General features: G+C 67.9%; 14 protein-coding genes. 8 read left to right on the top strand and 6 right to left on the bottom strand.

Features of this window, described 5'->3' with window-relative positions; translation table 11 throughout:
- Positions 1–157 precede the first annotated feature (157 nt).
- Positions 158–1,084 (top strand): Gfo/Idh/MocA family protein, encoded by a 927-nt coding sequence (locus tag ACNPQM_RS00070; RefSeq protein ID WP_418082326.1) that lies wholly within the window; start codon positions 158–160, stop codon positions 1,082–1,084.
- 48 nt (positions 1,085–1,132) lie between these two features.
- On the opposite strand, the gene ACNPQM_RS00065 is transcribed toward ACNPQM_RS00070, so the two are convergent.
- Positions 1,133–1,267, bottom strand: coding sequence for a hypothetical protein (locus tag ACNPQM_RS00065; protein WP_358858472.1), 135 nt, complete (start codon positions 1,265–1,267; stop codon positions 1,133–1,135).
- Between the two features lie 162 nt (positions 1,268–1,429).
- The gene (locus tag ACNPQM_RS00060) at positions 1,430–1,879 is read right to left on the bottom strand and encodes a MarR family transcriptional regulator (RefSeq protein WP_358858471.1); all 450 of its coding nucleotides are present in this window, start codon (positions 1,877–1,879) and stop codon (positions 1,430–1,432) included.
- A gap of 71 nt (positions 1,880–1,950) precedes the next feature.
- Between ACNPQM_RS00060 and ACNPQM_RS00055 the strand changes: the two genes are divergently transcribed.
- Positions 1,951–2,826, top strand: coding sequence for an alpha/beta fold hydrolase (locus tag ACNPQM_RS00055; protein WP_418082325.1), 876 nt, complete (start codon positions 1,951–1,953; stop codon positions 2,824–2,826).
- 12 nt (positions 2,827–2,838) lie between these two features.
- Here the strand turns inward: ACNPQM_RS00055 and ACNPQM_RS00050 are convergent, their stop codons facing one another.
- Complete coding sequence (locus ACNPQM_RS00050) at positions 2,839–3,198, bottom strand: arsenate reductase family protein (protein ID WP_418082324.1); 360 nt, start codon at positions 3,196–3,198, stop codon at positions 2,839–2,841.
- A 120-nt stretch (positions 3,199–3,318) separates the two neighbouring features.
- Here ACNPQM_RS00050 and ACNPQM_RS00045 point away from each other — a divergent pair, with 120 nt between their 5' ends.
- Together ACNPQM_RS00045 and ACNPQM_RS00040 are read left to right on the top strand one after the other, a co-directional pair.
- On the top strand, positions 3,319–3,588 hold the full coding sequence (locus tag ACNPQM_RS00045; protein WP_358858468.1) for a hypothetical protein: 270 nt from the start codon (positions 3,319–3,321) through the stop codon (positions 3,586–3,588).
- A gap of 148 nt (positions 3,589–3,736) precedes the next feature.
- Positions 3,737–4,219, top strand: coding sequence for a hypothetical protein (locus ACNPQM_RS00040; protein WP_418082323.1), 483 nt, complete (start codon positions 3,737–3,739; stop codon positions 4,217–4,219).
- A gap of 38 nt (positions 4,220–4,257) precedes the next feature.
- Here ACNPQM_RS00040 and ACNPQM_RS00035 read toward each other — a convergent pair whose 3' ends face one another.
- Positions 4,258–5,181 carry a helix-turn-helix transcriptional regulator gene (locus ACNPQM_RS00035; protein ID WP_418082322.1) on the bottom strand — a complete coding sequence of 308 codons (924 nt, stop codon included), beginning with the start codon at positions 5,179–5,181 and terminating at the stop codon, positions 4,258–4,260.
- A 202-nt stretch (positions 5,182–5,383) separates the two neighbouring features.
- Between ACNPQM_RS00035 and ACNPQM_RS00030 the strand changes: the two genes are divergently transcribed.
- From ACNPQM_RS00030 to ACNPQM_RS00020, 3 genes are all read left to right on the top strand, one after another.
- Entirely contained in the window at positions 5,384–6,157 is a 774-nt protein-coding gene (locus ACNPQM_RS00030) for a hypothetical protein (protein ID WP_418082321.1), read from the top strand.
- 939 nt (positions 6,158–7,096) lie between these two features.
- Positions 7,097–7,468 (top strand): hypothetical protein, encoded by a 372-nt coding sequence (locus ACNPQM_RS00025; protein WP_418082320.1) that lies wholly within the window; start codon positions 7,097–7,099, stop codon positions 7,466–7,468.
- A 333-nt stretch (positions 7,469–7,801) separates the two neighbouring features.
- Complete coding sequence (locus ACNPQM_RS00020) at positions 7,802–8,026, top strand: hypothetical protein (protein ID WP_358858463.1); 225 nt, start codon at positions 7,802–7,804, stop codon at positions 8,024–8,026.
- A gap of 589 nt (positions 8,027–8,615) precedes the next feature.
- On the opposite strand, the gene ACNPQM_RS00015 is transcribed toward ACNPQM_RS00020, so the two are convergent.
- Positions 8,616–9,191, bottom strand: coding sequence for a DUF1990 family protein (locus tag ACNPQM_RS00015; protein ID WP_418082319.1), 576 nt, complete (start codon positions 9,189–9,191; stop codon positions 8,616–8,618).
- A gap of 1,050 nt (positions 9,192–10,241) precedes the next feature.
- Complete coding sequence (gene glnA, locus ACNPQM_RS00010) at positions 10,242–11,651, bottom strand: type I glutamate--ammonia ligase (protein WP_358858460.1); 1,410 nt, start codon at positions 11,649–11,651, stop codon at positions 10,242–10,244.
- A gap of 253 nt (positions 11,652–11,904) precedes the next feature.
- Between glnA and ACNPQM_RS00005 the strand changes: the two genes are divergently transcribed.
- A complete protein-coding gene (locus ACNPQM_RS00005) occupies positions 11,905–12,372 on the top strand; it encodes an RDD family protein (RefSeq protein WP_358858459.1) in 468 nt (155 codons plus the stop codon).
- Positions 12,373–12,442: the final 70 nt, after the last annotated feature.

The raw sequence follows: 12,442 nt of genomic DNA, 5'->3' as shown, positions 1-12,442 counted from the left end.
GGGTGGTGCGGTGCTGCGGTCTGCGGTCCGTCTCTGCAGCGCAGCTTCGCAAGACGGGATTTCCCGTCCGTTGCCCGAATGTGAACCCCGTGTTACCGAGGACTCCTGCGTAGTCGTACGCCGCCACCCGACAAGCGGACCGGGCAGACTGGCCCCCATGACGACACCGCCTGCCGCCCCCATGCGTATCGGCCTTTTCGGTACGGGCCCCTGGGCCCGGAACACCCAGGCACCCGCCCTCGCCACCCATCCCGGCGTCGTGTTCAGCGGCGTGTGGGGTCGCCGCCCCGAGGCGGCGGACGCGCTCGCGACCACCCATGGCACCACGGCGTATTCCGGTGACGGGGGCGTCGACGGACTTCTCGCCGTGAGCGACGCCGTTGCGTTCGCGCTGCCGCCGGACGTCCAGGCCCCGCTGGCCGCCCGCGCCGCGGCGGCCGGGTGTCACCTGCTGATGGACAAGCCGATCGCGACGACCCTGGCCGGGGCCCGGGAGGTCGCCGAGGCCGCCGACCGGGCACGGGTCGCGTCCGTCGTGTTCTGCACGCTGCGGTTCGCGAGGGATACGTCCGACTGGATCGCCGAACAGGCCGGCCGGCACGGCTGGTTCACCGCCCGCGCCCAATGGATCGGCGCGCTGTACGCCCCCGGTGCGGACAGCGAGTACGCAGCGTCTCCGTGGCGCCGTGACAAGGGCGGCCTCTGGGACGTCGGTCCGCATGCGCTGTCGGTGCTGCTGCCGGTGCTCGGCGATGCGACGGAACTGACCGCGGCCCGAGGTCCCGCCGACACCACTCACCTGATCCTCCGCCACACCTCCGGCGCGTCCAGCACAGTGACGCTCGCTCTGGCCGCGCCGCAGGGAGCGGCGGGTACGGAGATCGAGCTCCGAGGGGAGCCGGGCGTTGCGACGCTGCCCAGGTGGGGGGATGCGGTGGGGTCGTTCCGGGCGGCGGTCGATGCGCTGCTCGAAGCGGTACGTACGGGGGTGCCGCACCCCTGCGACGTACGGTTCGGGCTGCGGCTGACCGAGCTGCTGGCCGAGGCGGAGGTCAAGGCGGGGCCTGTGCCCGCACGGTCCTGAACGGCGGGGAGAGCCCGTCCGGCACTGTGCGGGCACCGGCCGGGCCGGTCAGCCCAGGCGCCGGACCCCCGGCACCGGGTCGTCGACGAGCCGGGCGCACTGCCGGGGATCGTTCGTGCTGCGCGCGAAGCGGGCACGGAGCCACTCGTCGGGATGGCGCACGAGCGCATCGACGACCTCCACGGGCAGCCCCTCCCGGTCGGTCGATCCGGGCCCAGCTGTCCTGCGCGTCGAAGGGGCGCACCCGCTGCAGTACGTCGGCGGTGGCGGCGGGGTTGCGGGCGATACCGGTGGCGTATCCGCCATGGAGCCGGATACGAACGAGTCCCTCGATCGCCCCGCCGGTCAGGGGATGGCGGTGACCGCCTGGTGCGCGGCGGACAGGAAGCGCCGCACGGCAGCCGTCTCACTCTCGTCGAAGTCGCGCAGCACTGTCACCGTGTTTTCGATCAGCGGCCCGAAGAAGGCCCACCCCAGCTCCACCGCCCGCGGGTCCACCGCCAGCAGCACCCGTCGCCGGTCGCGCGGGTCGCGGGTGCGTGTGAGGTGGCCGAGCCGTTCCAGCCGGTCGATGACGGCGGTGGTGCCCGCGGAGTTGAGCCCGAGCTGCGTACCGAGCCACCCAGCCGTCGCGCCGGTGCCTTCTCGTTCGGCGTCGAGCAGGCAGATCAGGGCGCGTACGTCGGTGGGGTGCATGCCGTTGCGGCTCGCGAATTCGGCCTGACGCAGCCCGAATTCGACAGTCACCTTGCGCAGCAGATGAACGATCTCCAGCTCGGAACCATGCTCGCTCATCAGTCCTCCTTCCTCTATTGTCTCGTTGAGCGAGACAATATCCAAGGGCACCCACCTTCGAGAGGCACCCCATGGCAACCACGTCATCCGCAACGGCCGTCACCGCGTCGTTTCTCGCGGCGTACGACGAGGTCCTGGCGGCCAAGTGGCCCACCGAAACGACCCACTCCGACGTCCCCACCCCGTACGGCACCACCCGTGTCAACAGTTGCGGCCCCGAGGGTGCCCCGCCCCTGGTGCTCCTGGCAGGGGGCGGCTCCACCTCCACCGTCTGGTTCGCCCAGGCCGCCCACCTGGGTCGCACCCACCGCGTCCACGCCGTCGATCTCATGGGCGATCCGGGCCGCAGCGTGGCGGGGGAGCGCCCGGTCCGTACGGTGCCGGACCTGACGGCCTGGCTGGATGCCGTGCTGGACGCCCTGAACATCGCATCGGCAGCACTCTGCGGCCATTCCTACGGCGCCTGGATCGCGCTCCACTACACCCTGCACGCACCCGACCGCGTCCGGAAGCAGATCCTCGTGGACCCGACCCAGTGCTTCGCCGGCTACCGCCCCGGCTATCTGCTGCACGCACTGCCGATGCTGCTCCGCCCCAGTGCGAAACGCACGCGCATCTTCATGAACTGGGAGACGGCCGGGGCCACCCTCGACCCGGCATGGCTGCACCTGCGCGACGAGGCCGCAGGCTTCCCGACCGCTCGGCCGGTCACGGGCCGTCGCCCCACACCCGAGGTCCTGAGCAGGCTGGACGTACCGACCCTGATCCTCGCGGCCGAGAACAGCCGGGCCCACAAAGCCGCACGGGTCACCGCCACCGCGACCCGGCTGCTCCCGCACGCACGGACGGCGACGATCCCGGGCGCCACGCACCACACGCTGCCGCTGCACGCCCCGGACGCCGCCGAACTCAACCGCAGGATCGAGGACTTCCTGCTGACCGAGTGATTCCGGCCGCGCTCAACGCCCCAAAGCGTCCCGCACGGCCTCCTCCGTACGCGCCACGACAGCCGTCCCGTCCTCCGCCGTGATGATCGGCCGCTGGATCAGTTTCGGATGTTCGGCGAGCGCCGTGATCCACCGCTCCCGCGAACCGGCCTCGCGCGGCCAGTCCTTGAGCCCGAGCTCCTTCGCGTCCGCTTCCTGCGTCCGCGTGATGTCCCACGGCTCCAGCCCCAGCCGGTCGAGCACTGCCCGGATCTCGTCCGGCGACGGCACATCCTCCAGATAGCGGCGAACGGTGTATTCGGCGCCCTCGGCGTCGAGCAACTGCACTGCGCTGCGGCACTTGGAACATGCGGGATTGATCCAGATCTCCATGGGGTCAACGGTACGCGACGGATCCCGCGAAAGCCCCGCTGGCCAGGGGTGATTGTCAGTGGTGGGCCGTAAAATGGAGGTAGTTCGTGAGGGTTTCACGACCGTGCCAGGAGGATGCCCATGGCCGTTGCCGCAGTCACGACCAAGCCGCTCCACAAGCCCCTGCAGAAGAAGCCGCTCCCCGCGGGCCGGCCCCGCGAGTGGTACGTCTCCCACAACCGCCGCCTGAAGGCCATGCGCCTGGCGATCGCCCTGCTCGACACGGGTGTCTACTACCCGTCGAGCGCTGACAACGACACGATACGCACGACTGCCGAGCGCATCGGCATCCACCCGCCTTCCGACACCACCTGCCGCATGGTCCGCGCCCTGATCCGCTACGGCCGCTGACGGACCGGAAGCCTGTGCCTCCGGAGACCGGGGGCACAGGCACATGCGCACACACCCGGCCCGGCCCTTCACCCGTCCGGCATACCGGGCATGCGGTGCGGCCTGCGGACCCTTTGACTGGGGCGACGGGCGAGTGCTGGGAGGCGCGATGACGAGGAAAGCCGCGCGAGGTCTGTGGGTCGTGCTGCTGACGACGGCCGTGATGTCGACCGCCGGTGCCTGCTCGCACGGCGGCGGCACCTCCACCACGGCGTCCCCAGCGGCTTCCGCCGCAGCGTCGGTGGCATCCAGGGGTTCCGACGTGGTGGCCTCGGCGACTGCTGCCGCGGGCGAGAAACTGAGAGGCTTCAAGAACGGCGTGAACGCCAAGGGCGACGTCAAGCTGGGCGCGGTGAGCACCGACCACGACGGGCGCGCCACCTCCAAGATCACCGTGACGAATGGCACCGACTCGCCGAAGTCCTACGTCGTGCAGGTCACCTTCCGTGACGCGAGCGGCAACCTGCTCGACACGGTGGTGGTGACGGTCGACGACGTCGGGCCGAAGACCTCCAAGGACGCCATCGCCCGCAGCAATCGCAAGCTGTCGGGTGACGTCAAGGTCGAGGTGGGGACGGCTCTGCGGCACTGACCGCACCACCACTGCCACCATCCGGTCCGAAGAACGGCTCACCACCCGGTGCGGCGGCCACTGCTGGTCCGCCCACGTTGTTTTCCTGAAGTCGGCTTTCGATGCACGTGCCGCGGCGGAACCTGTACTTGGTGGGGTCGCCGGGAAAGCGCCGTCAGCTTGTTCTCGGTTCCGGTGCCGGGTTGCGGGATCTCGAGAATGATCCGTCGACCTGAACGGTCGTCGACAACGAGAGCGCTCTCCTCCAGCACCATGCGGCCGACAGCGGGATGCCACACTTCCCGGGTGGTGACGTGGTTACTTTCGATTTCGTGCTGCTGCCACCATCCGCGGAATTCCTTGCTGTTCTGGCTCAGTTCTCGGACCAGTGTGGTGAACCACGGTTCATGGACGTAAAGTCCGGTGGCCGCGCGGAATTCAGCCAGCACGGAGCGGGCGCTCTGCTCCCAGTTCTGAATGAACTCGCGCAGATATCCGCCGAAGAAGAGCCAGAGCATGTGGCGGTGCTCAGGGGGAATTTTGGTCAGATCGCCGTAGACATCGGTTCTGGCCTGGTTCCAGGCCAGAATGTTGAAACGGGGGCCGAGGGCGATTGCCGGATGTGGATGCTGGCTGTCCAGGATGCGCTGGAGAGTCGGAGGCACTCCGTCCGGGGCAATGCTTGCGCTGGAACGGGCGTCCTCGCGCGCCAGGGCCAGGAGGTAGTCGTGCTCTTCGGTACTGAGGCGAAGGGCATCGGCCAGCGAGTCGAGGACGTGGTCGGACACCCGGATGTTCCGGGCCTGTTCAAGGCGTGAGTACCAGCAGGTGCTGATGCCCGCGAGGTCGGCCACGTCTTCCCGGCGCAGGCCAGGGGTTCGCCTTGATGTCCGGGGTGGAAGACCCACCTCTTCCGGCTGAATGGCCAGCCGTCGTGTTCTGAGGAAGTCCGCGAGCTGAACTCGCCGTTGGTCGTAATTCATCCATCGTTCCCTTTGCTGGGCGACGTTTCGGATGGTTAGTACCTGGGACCTCTACTCCTAGGATAGTCGGTTTCTGGATGTGCGCTCGGCCACGTGTGATCCTGATGCAGGAAGCGGCCTTCGGCCGTGCGAGGTGCTGAGGAAGCAGCACCGTTCTGGAACGAACACCCATCTTTCGCTCCGGCGATCGAAGGAGAAAATCATGCGTGGCAAGCGATACCTTTTCCGGCTCAGCCCGGTGCTGATCGCCTCTCTGGCGGTGCCTGCGGGTTTCGCCGGGAACGCGTTCGGCGCCTCACCCGCAGCCGATCCGACGGCAGCGGCGCCCTCGAAAGCACCCTCGCAGGTTATCGATCCGTTCAGCTTCAACGCCGGGTTGGCGGCGTGCAGGGCTGGGAACGTGTCGCAGAACCTGAACCGAAACGCCAACTTCAACCGTAACGTCAACCGCAACCTCAACCAGAACGTCAACCGCAACCTCAACCAGAACGTCAACCGCAACCTCAACCAGAACGTCAACCGCAACCTCAACCAGAACATCAACCGCAACCTCAACGAGAACGTCAACCGCAACCTCAACCAGAACCTCAACGAGAACGTCAACCGCAACCTCAACCAGAACCTCAACGAGAACGTCAACCGCAACCTCAACCAGAACATCAACGAGAACGTCAACCGAAACCTCAACACGAACATCAACCAGACGCCTGCACAGCCGCCGGTGGGGCAGACGCCGGCCCAGCAGCCTGCACAGCCGCCGGTGGGGCAGCAGCCCGCCCAGCAGCCCGCGCAGCAGCCGGCCCAGCAGCCGGCCCAGCAGCCCGCGCAGCAGCCCGCGCAGCAGCCGGCCCAGCAGCCCGCGCAGCAGCCGGCCCAGCAGCCGGCCCAGCAGCCCGCGCAGCAGCCGGCCCAGCAGCCGGCCCAGCAGCCGGCCCAGCAGCCCGCGCAGCAGCCGGCCCAGCCGCAGGCGATGTAGCACCAGCCACTCGCCGCCTAGCCGGCCTGTGCGGCGGTCACCATGCCGCCGGGGACGCGTAGCCCGTGGGACATGCGGGCTGCGCGTTCGGCCCCCACTCAGCTTTGTTCTCGGGGGCAGCGGGCGACTTTCCCGGAATTTCTGCGTCAATGCCGACTAGCTAGGGCCGCTACCCCGGTGGTGTGGGGTAGCGGCCCTAGCTAGTAGCTGTTTTGGGAGATCAGTGAGCGGCCCTCTCTGTTCACTTGTGTACAAGAGAGGGGGATCGGTCGACCTCGCTCTTTAGTCGAAGAACTGATGCGCTGACGCTGCGACCTCGGACGTTGCGGATCCTAGGGGTGCTGACCAGCGCAGGAGCGGTTGTTGATGGTCGTTGTTGTTGGTCCTGGGGCGACCTCTGACGGCCCACAGACGGCCCCGGATCGCCCTGGGCGCGGCTACATCAGCTTGATGATCAAGGGTGTGAGGGCTGTGATGGCACTTGCCACGGCCGCGATCAGGGATGCCAGGCTGGTCCGCTGCGAGGGCTGACTGACGGCTTTCGTACGACCCGGTCTCGTCCCGCGCCATGAGACCTCGAGGTGGCCGAGGCCGTGCCCGGCGTGCGTCGGGCTGGTCACCCATACGCGCGCCGTTTGATCGGCCAGCTCAGGTTTTGCTCAGAAAGGACGTGAAGGATGGTGGTTCGCCAGGAGCGCTGACATGATCTCGACAGCTGCCTTCCGGACAGCGAAGGCAAGGTCATCATCCACACGCCACATTACGTCGGCTGGGCTGTCTCGGAGAGCTGATATGTCTTACCGAACCCGTGCACTAGTGGGCATCGCGTGTGCCGCGGTACTCCTGTCCGTCGCCGCGCGCACGACGGATCATTCGGAGGCCGGGCAGCCCACGCGGTCTCAAGGCTCCACGACGCCGGTCCCGGCAACGGCTGGCACCGTGCCCGGCACCGCGCAGCCCTCTCTGCTGAAGCCGCCGGAGTTGGACCCTGGGGCAATACTCGCCGGCCGCCAGAAGGTGACCACAGGGAACGCCAGCATTCCCTACAGCAAGGGCAGGAAAGGTGACTCCCTCACCATCGTGGCGAGCTGCCAGGGCGAGGGGAAGATCACGGTGACGGTGCGGCCTGTGCACGTCTCCTTCCCCCTGGAGTGCGGCGCTGACCAGGTCAGTACCGTCTCCAACGAGGTGGCCCTGTCCGGGGTGGAGCGCAGTGGAGCCGTGTCCGTCGAGGCGTCCTCAGCCGTGCGTTGGTCGTTGACCGTAGGCCGTGGCGCACCAACAGAAGCAGACCCGCCGGGTGCTGGCTGAGTTTCGCCACCGTGCCCGTTAAGGTCAATGACCGAGCCAAGCCTCGCCGCGCGTGTCTCAGGGCGCCAGTTTGGAAGGTCGCGTATGCGGATCGGGGTTGAGCTGGCGAGACGCTGACGTGCGGGTTCGCGGGGGTGCTCGCCGATGTTCCCCGCCGGTCGCTGCTCGATCGGGCACTCGAGGGGCACGTGTGCTCCTCTGCCGCACTCTCGGCGATCAGATGACAGTCCCCGTGCAGGCGGGCCCGTTGCGCGCTCATGTGGGCTGTGAGCGGCTAGCACTTCCCGTAGTCTCGGTCTGTTTTACACGGCAAGGACGGGGGGCGTTCACTCGATGGCGAAGCCGGTACGTGCAGCACTGGGGGAGGTCTGGCTCAAGTGCCAGGTCTGCCAGGGTGACGTGTTTCGAGAGCGGGGCGTCTTGCTCAACAGCGCCGGGATGGAGTTCATGAAGTTGGCCTGGGCCGACGAGAAGGCCACAGGCCTGATTTGCTGGCGGTGCGGCTACGTACACCTGTTCGTCAACAAGGACATCGAGCTCTACCGAGCGGATAAATGACCGAGATGCGTCCCTTTTGTGTCGCTTCGGTCAGCTTCCATCCTCACCTCCACCCACCACTCTCCCCCAGCTCCCATCCCGTCCGCCGTCGACCCCCACACCGTGGAGCGGGCGTGGTTCATGGCGTCCAGGTGGAGCGCGACACTGTACGAACGACCTGGACGCCATGGGCCGCGTCTGCTCGGCTCTGCCTGGGTCGGCGGCGGACGGGATGGGAGCTCCCCGCGCACGCCACGATGGATCCGCAGTCGGAAGCGGCGCCCCCTCCATCCCGGTGCCAGCCGATCCCCCGCCGGAGGCAAGGAGGGGCGGCGCGGCACCTTCGATCTTCGATCGGACTGCTTGCAGTTCAGGAGGCCGGGAGCGACGGCGAGCGAAGCGAGCCTTGATGGAGTAGAGAAGATTTTACCGCGCTCGCACAATGACGAATTTCAAGACCGTCGCGGTGTCGCGCTCGAAACCCCATCCGACCTGGCCGAAGACACTTTTTGCTGAGACACGGCCCGGGTGCTGGCCCACGGACCCTCCGTCCACGCCACCCGCGCCCCGTCTCCGGCCCGCCGTTCCGCGCCGGGTGCAGGACGGCGGGTCACTCCACGTCCGCTCCCCCACCGGGCAGCAGGGCGCGCAGATAACGTCGCCGGAAGACCCGCTGCGCGACCAGCAGCACCGGGAACACCGGGCGCCACCACCCGCGTGGGGCGGCACCGGTCAGGGAGCGGACCGTCAGCGCGACCGTGCCGTCGGGGGACCGGTGGACGATGAAGGCCTCCTCACCGCTGACGGGATGACCGGCCAGGGTGCCGTAGGCGAAGCCGCAGCGGTCCGGGGTGTCGACGACGGCGACGACCCGGACCGGCTCCCGCACCACGCATGGACCGAATGCCGCAGTGACCTGGTACTCCGCCCCCTCGACGACCCGCTCCCCTGCACCGTCGCGGCCACTGACTGTGAAGCCGCTGCGCCGCTTGACGCCCCATCGCAGCACCGCGTCCGCCGCGGCCTGCCAGTCCGCCTCCCCGCGGCCGATGACGACGGTACGGGCATAGGGGCGCAGACCTGTGTTCCCCGGCGGCCATGGCTCGTCGGCGGGTCGGGTCGCCCCGGCCGGGCCGTAGGTGAGTGCGCCGGCTGACGGGCCGTGTCTCGTACGGCTGTGGGGCATGACGCTCCTGTGGGGCGTGCGGGCGGGCCGTGATCCTAACGCGGCGGTACCCCTCCGAACGTCGACGGTCGGCCAGAAGGTCGTTCCACGGCGGAGTGCCACGTGTACGCCGGCGTGTACCTGTGTGCGGCGACGTTGATGTCAGTTACTGATGTCAGACAGCAACACCTTTGACGCTTGGTCCGCTGACCTGCGCGCACAGTTGAGGCGCAACGGCGTCGGGCGCGGCTTCCACCAACACGCTTTCCAACTGTGTTGGTGGGCTGCTGAGCTGTGGGCAGGGGCGTTCACCTGTGTTCATGAGCGGTCGGCCGTGGCAGCCGCTGCCGTCCTCGGTCTCGTCCGAACGGCCGTGAACGGTGCTGAATGAGACGGAAACTGAGACGGACGGTGAGGCAGGGCCCGCTAGCATCTTCGCTGTTGGAGGGGGAGCCATGGCGCTGGTCCGCAAGGGATCACGACGGATCGTTGTCGACGGCACGGCCTATCGCTGGCGGCTGCGAGGCAGACCGACGTACTTCCAAGGGATGGCCTGGTCGCCGTGTACGTTCGCGGTCGAGCATGCGGACACCCCAGGCACGGTCCTTCTGGTGACGACCAACCAGCCGCATACGAGCAACTGGGTCGGTCGTGAGGCCGAGCCTGTGTTGCCCGCGACGACCAGTCCGCGAGCACACCTCCTGAGCCATCAGCTTGGGAATCAACGGCCGCTCAAGCTCGATCAAGGCCTTGAGCTGCGGGTAATCGCGCCCTTACTGAGCTGGACTACGTGTCGACGTAACCGCTGTTGGCCCCTCTTCCCCGCCTGTTCTGGCACGCATCTGGCACGGCTGCCACGAGATGGGCACCAGCTCCCCCTCGTCGTCAGTCCTCTCCGGGAGGAATCAGGCGGTCGTCCTCCATGTCGCCGTCTGGCCGGCCGCTTGTAGAAGGCACCTCGGCGACACCCGGGAAAAGGCCGTCGGCCGTGCCTTCCGAGGATGGAAGAACACGGCCGACGGCCCACAGACGGCCCAGGGGAGCGGAAACCCGCTCTGACCTGCGGCGTTCTTAAATGTCGAAATAGAGCTCGAACTCGTGCGGGTGCGGGCGCAGCTGGATCGGGGCGATCTCGTTGGTGCGCTTGTAGTCGATCCACGTCTCGATCAGGTCGGACGTGAAGACGCCGCCCGCGAGGAGGTACTCGTGGTCCGCCTCCAGGGCGTCCAGGACGGCGGGGAGCGAGGTCGGGACCTGCTGGACGTTGGCGTGCTCCTCGGGAGCCAGCTCGTAGAGGTCCTTGTCGATCGGCTCGGCCGGCTCGATCTTGTTCTTCACACCGTCGAGGCCGGCCATCAGCAGCGCCGAGAAGGCCAGGTACGGGTTGGACGACGGGTCCGGGGCGCGGAACTCGACGCGCTTGGCCTTCGGGTTCGAGCCCGTGATCGGGATACGCATCGCGGCCGAGCGGTTGCGCTGCGAGTAGACCATGTTGACCGGGGCCTCGAAGCCGGGGACCAGGCGGTGGTACGAGTTCACCGTCGGGTTCGTGAAGGCCAGCAGCGACGGTGCGTGCTTGAGGATGCCGCCGATGTAGTAGCGGGCGACGTCCGAGAGACCCGCATAGCCCTGCTCGTCGTAGAACAGCGGGTTGCCGCCGGCCCACAGGGACTGGTGGACGTGCATGCCCGAACCGTTGTCGCCGAAGATCGGCTTCGGCATGAAGGTCGCGGTCTTGCCGTTGCGCCAGGCGACGTTCTTCACGATGTACTTGAAGAGCATCAGGTCGTCGGCCGCGGCGAGCAGCGTGTTGAACTTGTAGTTGATCTCGGCCTGGCCGGCGGTGCCGACCTCGTGGTGCTGGCGCTCGACCTGGAGGCCGTTCTTGTCCAGCTCAAGGGAGATCTCGGCGCGCAGGTCGGCGAAGTGGTCGACCGGCGGGACCGGGAAGTAACCGCCCTTGTAGCGGACCTTGTAACCCCGGTTGTCCTCTTCCGAGCCGGTGTTCCAGGCGCCGGCCTCGGAGTCGATGTGGTAGAAGCTCTCGTTCTCCGACGTCTGGAAGCGGACGTTGTCGAAGACGTAGAACTCGGCCTCGGGGCCGAAATATGCGGTGTCGGCGATGCCGGTGGAGGTGAGGTACGCCTCGGCCTTCTTGGCCACGTTGCGCGGGTCACGGCTGTACTGCTCGCCGGTGATCGGGTCGTGGATGAAGAAGTTGATGTTGACGGTCTTGTCGCGGCGGAACGGGTCGACGCGGGCGGTCGACAGGTCCGCGCGGAGCGCCATGTCGGACTCGTGGATGGCCTGGAAGCCGCGGATCGACGAGCCGTCGAAGGCCAGTTCCTCGGTCGGGTCGAATGCCGCTGCCGGGATGGTGAAGTGCTGCATCACACCGGGCAGGTCACAGAACCGGACATCGATGAACTTGACATCTTCGTCGGCGATGTACTTCTTCGCGTCGTCGGCGTTCTGGAACATCCAACTCCTCCTACTCCCGGCCCGGGAGGGACGGGGTTGTAGCTCGTTGTGCGGCCAGTGCGGTGGCACACGCTGGACCCGACCATAGGCAGACCGGATTTCTCAAGCATGACCCATTTGTTTCGCAGAAGTTAACCGAGGCGGGTGTCGGCGGCACCTCGGAGGCGTGCCGGGGCGGCGGCGGGAGCCGCGTCCGTGCGCCCGGAGGGCCCCACCCGGTAGGGCTGGAAGGCGGGCGCAGTACCGTGGACGGGTGGACAACAGGCAAGCAATCGGATCGTGGCTCTCCGGGCCGCGTGCGGCCGCCGAGGACATGGGCGCCGATTTCGGCTACCGGGGCAAGCGGCTCGGTCTGCCCGAAGAAGGGCCGGGGGCGATCGCACCGCTCGGCCGGCGCTTCGGCGCCCTTTTCGTCGACTGGGCGCTCTGCCTGCTGATCGCATACGGGCTGTTCGCTCGCGGCGACCAGCAGGCGGCCGGGAACTGGGCTCTCGGGATCTTTGTCGTACTGAGTGTGCTCACCGTCGGGACCGTCGGCTGTACGCCGGGCAAGCGCATCCTCGGTATTCGTGTCGTCGGCGAGGGCGGCGGCCGGCTCGGTTTCGGGCGGGTGATCATCCGGAGCGTGCTGCTGTGCCTGGCGATTCCGGCTCTGGTCTGGGACCGCGACGGGCGCGGGCTGCACGACCGGCTCTCGCGCGCCGTGCAGGTGCGGATCTGAGAGCGGTCCGACGAGCGGATACGTGAAGAGGGGGGGGGGGGCTCCCAAAATATTAGGCGGCCCCCCGCAG

Source organism: Streptomyces sp. NPDC056231 (genome assembly GCF_048270745.1).
In the GTDB taxonomy this organism is placed as follows: Bacteria; Actinomycetota; Actinomycetes; order Streptomycetales; family Streptomycetaceae; genus Streptomyces.
The sequence above is the reverse complement of the archived record's forward strand: the minus strand, read 5'-3'. Positions and strand labels throughout refer to the sequence as shown.

What these genes read in the sequence shown, in the direction of transcription:
- glnA (WP_358858460.1), bottom strand. Translation starts at nt 11,651, where the DNA reads ATGTTCCAGAACGCCGACGACGCGAAGAAGTACATCGCCGACGAAGAT.
- ACNPQM_RS00015 (WP_418082319.1), bottom strand. Translation starts at nt 9,191, where the DNA reads ATGCCCCACAGCCGTACGAGACACGGCCCGTCAGCCGGCGCACTCACC.
- ACNPQM_RS00060 (WP_358858471.1), bottom strand. Translation starts at nt 1,879, where the DNA reads ATGAGCGAGCATGGTTCCGAGCTGGAGATCGTTCATCTGCTGCGCAAG.
- ACNPQM_RS00045 (WP_358858468.1), top strand. Translation starts at nt 3,319, where the DNA reads ATGGCCGTTGCCGCAGTCACGACCAAGCCGCTCCACAAGCCCCTGCAG.
- ACNPQM_RS00035 (WP_418082322.1), bottom strand. Translation starts at nt 5,181, where the DNA reads ATGAATTACGACCAACGGCGAGTTCAGCTCGCGGACTTCCTCAGAACA.
- ACNPQM_RS00020 (WP_358858463.1), top strand. Translation starts at nt 7,802, where the DNA reads ATGGCGAAGCCGGTACGTGCAGCACTGGGGGAGGTCTGGCTCAAGTGC.
- ACNPQM_RS00055 (WP_418082325.1), top strand. Translation starts at nt 1,951, where the DNA reads ATGGCAACCACGTCATCCGCAACGGCCGTCACCGCGTCGTTTCTCGCG.
- ACNPQM_RS00040 (WP_418082323.1), top strand. Translation starts at nt 3,737, where the DNA reads ATGACGAGGAAAGCCGCGCGAGGTCTGTGGGTCGTGCTGCTGACGACG.
- ACNPQM_RS00030 (WP_418082321.1), top strand. Translation starts at nt 5,384, where the DNA reads ATGCGTGGCAAGCGATACCTTTTCCGGCTCAGCCCGGTGCTGATCGCC.
- ACNPQM_RS00050 (WP_418082324.1), bottom strand. Translation starts at nt 3,198, where the DNA reads ATGGAGATCTGGATCAATCCCGCATGTTCCAAGTGCCGCAGCGCAGTG.
- ACNPQM_RS00070 (WP_418082326.1), top strand. Translation starts at nt 158, where the DNA reads ATGACGACACCGCCTGCCGCCCCCATGCGTATCGGCCTTTTCGGTACG.